The sequence below is a fragment of the Halopseudomonas sp. genome (assembly GCF_041579695.1).
In the GTDB taxonomy this organism is placed as follows: domain Bacteria; phylum Pseudomonadota; class Gammaproteobacteria; order Pseudomonadales; family Pseudomonadaceae; genus Halopseudomonas.
In genome coordinates, this window is the sequence record NZ_JBFGFI010000094.1 from 1 (window position 1) to 9,310 (window position 9,310).

Here is a 9,310-nt window from a genome sequence, read left to right on the forward strand (position 1 = left end):
GCCGAGGAGTCGCGCCAGGCGCTGGACAAATATACCGTTGATCTGACTGCCAAGGCCGAAGAAGGCAAGCTCGATCCGGTGATCGGCCGCGACGACGAGATCCGCCGGACCATCCAGGTGCTGCAGCGGCGGACCAAGAACAATCCGGTCTTGATCGGTGAGCCTGGTGTGGGCAAGACCGCGATCGTCGAGGGGCTTGCCCAGCGCATTATCAATGGCGAGGTGCCTGATGGTCTGCGCGACAAGCGTCTGCTGTCGCTGGATATGGGCTCGCTGATTGCCGGCGCCAAGTTCCGCGGTGAATTCGAGGAACGCCTCAAGGCCGTGCTCAACGAGCTGTCAAAGCAGGAAGGGCGGGTCATCCTGTTCATCGACGAGCTGCATACCATGGTCGGCGCAGGCAAGGCCGAGGGCTCGATGGACGCCGGTAATATGCTCAAGCCGGCATTGGCGCGCGGTGAACTACACTGCGTGGGCGCCACCACCCTGGATGAGTACCGCAAGTACATCGAGAAGGATGCAGCGCTCGAACGTCGCTTCCAGAAGGTGCAGGTGGACGAGCCCAGCGAGGAAGACACCATCGCGATCCTCCGTGGCCTTAAAGAGCGCTACGAGGTGCACCACAAGGTGGCGATCACCGACAGCGCGATCATCGCCGCGGCCAAGCTCAGCCATCGCTATATCACTGACCGGCAGTTGCCGGACAAGGCCATCGACCTGGTTGATGAGGCGGCCAGCCGTATCCGCATGGAAATCGATTCCAAGCCGGAGGTGCTCGACCGCCTGGAGCGTCGCCTGATCCAGCTCAAGGTCGAGCGCGAAGCGCTGAAGAAGGAAGACGACGAAGCCGCGCTCAAGCGCCTGGAGAAGCTGAAAGAGGATATCGTCCGGCTGGAACGCGAGTACGCCGATCTGGAAGAGATCTGGAAGTCCGAGAAAGCCGATGTGCAGGGCACAGCGCAGATCCAGGAAAAGATCGAGCAGGCTCGGCAGGAGCTTGAGGCCGCGCGGCGCAAGGGTGAGTTGGCGCGCATGGCCGAATTGCAGTACGGCGTGATTCCGGATCTGGAGCGCAGCCAGCAGATGGCCGAGCAACACAGTCCGACCGAGAACCAGCTGCTGCGCAGCAAGGTCACCGAGGAAGAAATTGCCGAGGTGGTTTCCAAGTGGACCGGTATTCCGGTGTCGAAGATGCTCGAAGGTGAACGCGACAAGCTGCTGCGCATGGAAGAAGGGCTGCACAAGCGGGTGATTGGTCAGCATGAGGCGGTCGTCGCCGTCTCCAACGCGGTGCGTCGCTCGCGTGCAGGTCTCAGCGACCCGAACCGGCCCAGCGGCTCGTTCATGTTCCTCGGCCCAACCGGGGTGGGCAAGACCGAGCTGTGCAAGGCGCTGGCCGAATTCCTGTTCGACACTGACGAGGCCATGGTGCGTATCGACATGTCCGAGTTCATGGAAAAGCATTCCGTGGCGCGGCTGATCGGCGCACCTCCCGGCTACGTTGGTTACGAGGAGGGCGGCTATCTGACCGAGGCCGTGCGCCGCAAGCCATATTCGGTGATCCTTATGGATGAGGTCGAAAAGGCCCATCCGGATGTGTTCAACGTGTTGCTGCAGGTGCTCGAAGATGGCCGCCTGACAGACAGCCAGGGCCGTACCGTGGATTTCCGCAATACGGTGATCGTCATGACCTCCAACCTGGGCTCAACGCAGATTCAGGAGCTGGTCGGTGATCCCGAAGGGCAGCACGCAGCGGTAATGGACGCGATCGGGCAGCACTTCCGCCCCGAGTTCATCAACCGGATCGACGAGGTTGTGGTCTTCGAGCCGCTGGGCAGGGATCAGATCGCCGGCATTGCCGGTATCCAGATGCAGCGTCTGGGTGATCGCCTGGCCGAGCGGGATCTGAGCCTGGAGCTGACCGACGAAGCACTCGAGAAGCTGATCTCGGTTGGCTACGACCCGGTCTACGGCGCTCGGCCGCTCAAACGGGCCATCCAGCGCTGGATCGAAAACCCGCTGGCGCAGCGCATCCTGGCTGGCGACTTCGCACCGGGCGTGACCATCCAGGCCAAGGTGGAAGGCGACGAGTTCGTGTTTACTGGCTGATGATTCGCGGGAGACAGTGCTCCCCTAGGAGTTGCCGGGTTCCACCCCGGCACGGAGTTTTCCTTCAGCGCCGATGGTCGAGGTGGAACTCGACCTTCCGGGGAAGCTGTTCTGTCTGAAGCCGCCGTGCGGCGTTGGAGGCCAGCTACGGCCTTAGCCGTTAGGCGGGCCGGTCGTGCTTTTTAAAGCAACATCGACCGAATATCTCCGAGCAGCTCACCCAGTCGCCTGGTGAACTGGGCTGCTGCGGCACCGTTGATCGCGCGATGATCGTAGGAGAGCGACAGCGGCAGCATCAGCTTGGGCTGGAAGGATTCTCCGTCCCATACTGGCTGCATCGTGGCTTTCGATACGCCGAGAATGGCCACTTCCGGGGCGTTGACGATGGGCGTGAAGTAGGTTCCGCCGATATGTCCCAGACTGGAGATGGTAAAGCAGGCACCCTGCATTGCATCGGCGCTGATCTTCTTGGTTCGCGCCTTTTCGGCCAGCTCGGCCGCTTCGCCAGCCAGCTGCAGCAAGCTTTTCTTGTCTACATCGCGTATCACCGGGACCATCAGGCCGTCGGGGGTGTCGACCGCAAAGCCGATATTCACATACTTCTTGTAGATCAGCTGTTTGCCGTTCGGTGCCAGCGAGGCATTGAAGTTCTCCATCTCGCGCAGCAGATGGGCGCAGGCCTTGAGCAGGAACGGCAACACGGTCAGCTTGACGCCGGCCTTTTCCGCGACGGTCTTCTGCGCCTTGCGGAAGGCTTCCAGTTCGCTGATATCGGCCAGGTCGAACTGGGTTACATGCGGTACGTTCAGCCAGCTGCGGTGGATGTTGGTGGCGCCTGCCTGTTGCAGTCGGGTCATGTCCTTTGTTTCGATCTCGCCGAAACGGCTGAAATCGATCTGCGGCACCACCGGAATGCCCGCGCCGCCGGCAGCAGCTGATTGCTTCTCCTGTTGGGCCAGACCTTTCACGTATTTCTGCACGTCTTCCTTGAGGATGCGATCCCGCGGGCCGCTGGGTTTTACCTTGGCCAGTTCGATCCCGAATTCGCGGGCAAGCAGACGCACTGCCGGGCCGGCATGGACCTTGGTCCCCTCGCGGCTTGGACCGCCAACGGGCGGCGGTGTGTCTTCCTCGGCGGGCTCGGAGCCGGTGGGGGCCTGCCCCTTTCCGGTTCGCTGTGGGTCCTCCTGCTTGTCTGTCTCGGCGGCAGGTTGGTTCTGAGCAGTGCTCGCTGGCGCCTGCGCCGCGGATTTTTCCGCAGGCTTGTTTGCCGGCTTCGCTGCGCCGCCGCCCTCGCTGCGCATATGCAAAATCAGATCGCCGGTGCCGGCCTGGTCGCCTTTCTTGATGTCCACTGATTCTACGGTGCCGGCGAAGGGGGCAGGGATTTCCATGCTCGCCTTGTCCGATTCCAGCACGATCAGTGACTGGTCGGCCTCTACTCGGTCACCCTTGGACACGAGTATTTCGATAACCTCGGCCTTGCTGTCCGAGCCCATATCCGGGATTTTTACTTCCTTTACCTCGCCGTCGGGTGTCTCTTCGGCGCTTGGCTCAGCCTTTGCTGCTTGTGCAGGGGCTTTATCCGGCTTGGCTTTTTTCTGTTCAGCTTCGGCGTCTGATGCTTCAGGCTCAGGCTTTTCCTCCGGCTCGCTCTGCGCATCATCTGCAGATTCCAGTTCGATCAGGTCATCGCCTTCCTTCAGACTGTCGCCCATGCTCACCTTGACCGACTTGACCGTACCGGCCTTGGGACTGGGGATCTCCATGCTGGCCTTGTCCGATTCCAGCACGACCAGGCTCTGCTCTGCTTCGACCTTGTCGCCGGGCTTGACCAGAATCTCGATTACTTCGCCTTCACCGTCGCCGATGCCGGGTACCTTGATCACTTCACTCATTGCAGCTCTCCTCAGCAGTCAAGCGGGTTGGTCTTGCCGGGATCGATACCGAAGGTCTTCAGCGCTTCGCTGAGTACCTTGGGTTCCATGTCTCCGGATTCCACCAGCGCGACCAGCGCACTGTAGGCCACCCAGTTGCGGTCTACCTCGAAGAAATGCCGCAGTTTCTTGCGGCTATCGCTGCGACCAAAGCCATCGGTGCCCAACACCTTGTAGGTGCCTGGGACCCATTGGCGGATCTGGTCGGCAAAGAGCTTCATATAGTCCGTGGAAGCAATCACCGGCCCCTTGCGCTTGGCCAGGTTGCGTTCGACAAAGCTGACTTTGCCAGTCTTGGTCGGATGCAACCGGTTCCAGCGCTCCACGTCCAGACCGTCGCGGCGCAACTCGTTGAAGCTGGTGACGCTCCAGATATCGGCGGTGACCTTGAACTGCTCCTTGAGGATGTTCGCGGCTTCAATCACCTCACGCAAAATGGTGCCGCTGCCGAGCAGCTGCACGTGCAGCTTGGCGGGTTTCTTCGCCTCTTCGAGCAGATACATGCCGCGCATGATGCCTTCTTCGACATCCTTGCCCTTGGGTATCGGCGGTTGCACGTAGGCTTCGTTCATCACGGTCAGGTAGAAGTAAACGTTCTCCTGTTCCTCCATCATCCGCCGCGCGCCCTCGCGGATGATCACTGCCAGTTCATAGCCGTAGGTCGGGTCGTAGCTGCGGCAATTGGGAATGGTGCCGGCCAGGATGTGGCTGTGACCGTCTTCATGTTGCAGACCCTCGCCATTGAGCGTGGTGCGCCCGGCGGTGCCACCGATCAGGAAGCCCTTGGCCCGGCTGTCGCCGGCGGCCCAGGCTAGGTCGCCGATACGCTGGAAACCAAACATCGAGTAGAAGATGTAGAACGGCAGCATCGGCTGGTTGTAGGTGCTGTAGGCGGTGGCCGCAGCGATCCAGCTGGACATGGCGCCGGCCTCGTTGATGCCTTCCTCGAGGATCTGGCCTTTCTTGTCCTCGCGGTAGAACATCACCTGGTTCTTGTCGACGGGCTCGTACAGCTGGCCCACCGAGGAATAGATGCCTAACTGGCGGAACATGCCCTCCATGCCAAAGGTGCGCGCCTCGTCCGGCACGATGGGTACGATACGCGAGCCCAGCTCCTTGTCCTTGACCAGTTGCGAGATGATTCGTACGAAAGCCATGGTGGTGGAGATCTCGCGATCACCGCTGCCGTCGAGAATCGCCTTGAGCGTATCGAGCGGCGGTACCGGTACCTTGAAGCTCTCGACGCGACGCTGGGGCATGTAACCGCCGAGCTTCTCGCGGCGCGAATGCAGATACTTGTATTCGGCGCTACCTTCCTCGGGCTTGTAGAAGGGCAGCTTTTCCAGGTCCTTGTCGTTGACCGGTATGTCGAAGCGGTCGCGGAACAGCTTGAGGCTGTCGATGTCGACCTTTTTGGTGTTGTGGGCGGTGTTCTGGCCCTGGCCGGCACCCGTCCCGTAGCCCTTGATGGTCTTGGCCAGGATTACACTTGGCTGCCCGGTGTGGTTCACCGCCTCGTGGTACGCCGCATACACCTTGTAAGGGTCGTGGCCACCGCGGTTGAGCTTCCAGATTTCCTCGTCGGTGAGGTCCTTGACCATCTCCTTCAGCTCGGGACGGGTGCCGAAGAAGTGTTCGCGCACATAGGCGCCGTCATTGGCCTTGTAATTCTGATAGTCGCCATCCACCGCTTCTTCCATGCGCTGCTGCAGCAGACCGTCATGGTCGCGGGCCAGCAGGGGATCCCACATACGGCCCCAGATAACCTTGATCACCTTCCAGTCGGCGCCGCGGAAGCTGCCCTCCAGCTCCTGGATTATTTTGCCGTTTCCGCGCACCGGGCCGTCGAGGCGCTGCAGGTTGCAGTTGATCACGAAAATCAGGTTGTCCAGTTTTTCCCGACCGGCCAGCGAAATGGCGCCAAGGGATTCCGGCTCGTCCGTTTCACCGTCACCGACAAAGCACCAGACCTTCTGCTTGCCCGGCTCGATAAAGCCGCGGTGCTCCAAATACTTCATGAAGCGCGCCTGGTAGATCGCCTGGATGGGTCCAAGACCCATGGAGACGGTCGGAAATTGCCAGAAATCAGGCATCAACCAGGGGTGCGGGTAGGAGGACAGCCCCTTGCCATCGGTTTCCTGGCGGAAGTTGTTGAGCTGGTCTTCGGTTATGCGGCCTTCGAGAAAGGCACGGGCATAGATGCCGGGTGAGGCATGGCCCTGGAAGAACACCAGATCGCCGCCGTGTTCTTCGGTGGGTGCTTTGAAGAAGTAGTTGAAACCGATATCGTACAAGGTCGCGCTGGAAGCGAAGGTGGAAATGTGGCCACCCAGATCCGGGTCCTGCTGATTGGTCCGCATGACCATGGCCAACGCATTCCAGCGCACCATCGAGCGGATGCGCCGCTCCATGAACAGATCGCCAGGCATGGGCGATTCGTGGGTGACCGGAATCGTGTTGCGATAGGGCGTGGTAATCGCGTAGGGCAGCGGGGTGCCGCTGCGGTTGGCCAGTTCGCCCAGGCGCGTGATCAGGTAGTGGGCGCGGTCTTCCCCCTCGTTGTCGAGTACGGACTCCAGCGAGTCGAGCCATTCCTGGGTTTCAATCGGATCGAGATCGTCTTGCTTCATTATTTGCTCCAGACCTTGCGGGCCTTATCAGTCGCGATGGGTGTAGCGGCCGAGCTGACTGATGAGTATTAGATGTGATTTTGTAGTATAACTACATAAAATGTTTTTTATCTATCGTTTTGCTACTACTTTGGTAGTAAAACTACATAATGACCGGTCGGTTCCTGTGTGCAGGTCTTTTCCATCCGTTGCTGCCATGGCAAGCTGCAACATTGTCGTTTCTACAGGATAGACCATGGTTTTCTCTCCGCCGTCCCCCCTCCCGGTTTCCCTCCATGCGCTGGTCGATCATCACCTGGCGCAGTGGCACGCAGCAGTTATCCAGGAGCAGCCTGGCCGTCCGGAGGAGTTGGGCGAGGACTTCATGGCCGAATTGCGTCACGTACTGGCCGGCAGCGATTTTGTCGCCGAGCAGCTGCGACGTGATCCGGCGATGGCCTGGCGGCTGACAAACGACAAACTTCTATGGCGCTCGCTGGCTGCTGGCGAAATGCGGGCGCTGCTGGATCGGGCCCTGGCTGATGTGGATCGGGAGGAGGCGCTTTCCCAGGCATTGCGCCGATTCCGCCAGGAGCAACAGGTGCGGATTATTTGGCGGGACCTTACCCGCCGCGCAGACACGGCCGAGACGGTTCGCGACCTGTCCGAGATGGCTGACCATTGCATCGAGGCCGCCTATCAGTGGCTGTATGCGGACAGCTGTACCACGCTGGGGACACCGGTGAATGAAGCCGGTGAGCTGCAGCATCTGGTGGTGCTGGGCATGGGCAAACTGGGTGCGCGCGAGCTGAATCTGTCATCGGACATCGACCTGATCTTTGCCTACCCCGAGGCTGGCGAGACCCGAGGAGGGCGTCGCACTCTCTCCAACCAGGAGTTTTTCATCCGCGTCGGGCAGCGGCTGATCAAGGCGCTTGACGCCATCACGGTCGATGGTTTCGTCTTCCGTGTCGACATGCGTCTGCGACCCTATGGCGACAGTGGCGCGCTGGTGTTCAGTTTCGATGCGCTGGAGCAGTATTACCAGAGCCAGGGTCGGGACTGGGAGCGCTATGCGATGATCAAGGCGCGTGTAGTCGCCGGCGACCAGCAGGCGGGTGCCGAGCTGCAGGCGATGCTCAAACCCTTCGTTTACCGCCGCTATCTCGATTTCGCGGCAATTGAAGCCCTGCGTAGTCTCAAACTGATGATTCAGCGCGAGGTGCAGCGCAAGGGACTGCAGGATAACGTCAAGCTCGGCTCGGGCGGCATTCGCGAGATTGAGTTCATCGGCCAGGCTTTCCAGTTGATCCATGGCGGCCGTGAGCGGGCATTGCAGCAGCGGCCAATTCTCTCTGTGCTCGATGTACTCGCCGCCAACAACTACCTGCCCCATGAGGTCGTTGAAGAACTCAAGGCAGCCTATCGGTTGCTGCGCGATACCGAACATGCCTTGCAGGCCCTCGATGATCGCCAGACCCAGATGCTGCCGACTGACAGCCAGGGGCGCGCGCGCATCGCCTACGTATCGGGTTACGCCGATTGGAACAGCTTGCGTGAAGCGCTTGATAGTCACCGAGAGCGGGTCGCCCGGCATTTCGCCGGAGTCATTGCCGACCCCGATGAGGACCAGAACGAGGAGCCCGGTTGGCACTCCGAATGGATACCGGTGTGGGAAGGTAGCGACTCCGAGCAGGCCATCGAACAGCTGCGCGCCGGCGGATTCAAGGAGCCGGAGGAAGCCTGGCGCAAGATCGGCGGCCTGCTCAATTCCGGCCGCGTCAAGGCCATGCAGCGGCTGGGTCGCGAGCGCCTGGATGTTTTCGTGCCGCGTCTGCTGGGTATGGCAAGCGAACAGGATGATCCGGATCTGGCGCTTGAACGGGTCATGCCGCTGGTGGAGGCGGTCGCTCGAAGGTCCGCCTACCTGTTGCTGCTAACGGAAAATCCCGGCGCACTGCGCGAGTTGCTGGTGCTCTGCTCGGCCAGTCCGTGGATCGCCGAGCAGATCACCCGGTATCCGGTCGTGCTGGACGAGCTGTTGAACGCCGGTCGGCTGTATCGCCCACCGGAAACCGAAGAGCTGGTCGACGAGTTACGCCAGCAGCTCACGCGAATTCCTGAAGACGATCTGGAACAGCAGATGGAAGTGCTGCGCTATTTCAAGCGAGCCCATGTACTGCGGGTGGCGGCGTCCGAGATTGCCGGTAGCCTGCCACTGATGAAGGTCAGCGATTATCTGACCTGGATCGCCGAGGCCATTTTGCAACAGGTGCTGCAACTGGCCTGGCGCGAAATGACGCTGCGCCATGGCAAGCCCAGGCGCGCCGATGGCTCGGAATGCGAGCTGGATTTTGCGATTCTGGGTTACGGCAAGGTGGGCGGCGTGGAGCTCGGCCATGGTTCGGACCTGGATCTGGTGTTCATTCATGATGGCGACGGCCAGGCGGAGACCGATGGTCCGCGGCCGATCGATGGTAGCCGCTTCTTTACCCGGCTGGGCCAGCGCATCATTCACATGCTCAATGCGCAGACCACCTCCGGCGCACTGTATGAGGTGGATATGCGTCTGCGTCCTTCCGGCGAGTCAGGTCTGCTGGTCAGTTCGCTGGCATCCTATGCACGGTACCAGCGTGAAGAGGCCTGGACCTGGGA

At 60.8% G+C, this 9,310-nt stretch carries 4 protein-coding genes; 2 read left to right on the top strand and 2 right to left on the bottom strand.

The genetic code is table 11. The features are described 5' to 3' along the window. A partial coding sequence (clpB, locus tag ABYA88_RS13900; protein ID WP_373187992.1) for an ATP-dependent chaperone ClpB occupies positions 1–2,109 on the top strand: 2,109 nt, incomplete at its 5' end. Between the two features lie 182 nt (positions 2,110–2,291). Here clpB and aceF read toward each other — a convergent pair. Continuing rightward, positions 2,292–4,007: a dihydrolipoyllysine-residue acetyltransferase gene (aceF, locus tag ABYA88_RS13905; RefSeq protein WP_373187993.1), complete on the bottom strand. Its 1,716-nt coding sequence runs from the start codon at positions 4,005–4,007 to the stop codon at positions 2,292–2,294. A gap of 11 nt (positions 4,008–4,018) precedes the next feature. Then, positions 4,019–6,676: a pyruvate dehydrogenase (acetyl-transferring), homodimeric type gene (aceE, locus tag ABYA88_RS13910; protein WP_373187994.1), complete on the bottom strand. Its 2,658-nt coding sequence runs from the start codon at positions 6,674–6,676 to the stop codon at positions 4,019–4,021. 235 nt (positions 6,677–6,911) lie between these two features. Here aceE and glnE point away from each other — a divergent pair. Next, positions 6,912–9,310, top strand: a 2,399-nt coding sequence (gene glnE / locus ABYA88_RS13915) for a bifunctional [glutamate--ammonia ligase]-adenylyl-L-tyrosine phosphorylase/[glutamate--ammonia-ligase] adenylyltransferase (RefSeq protein WP_373187995.1), incomplete at its 3' end; no start/stop codon positions are given.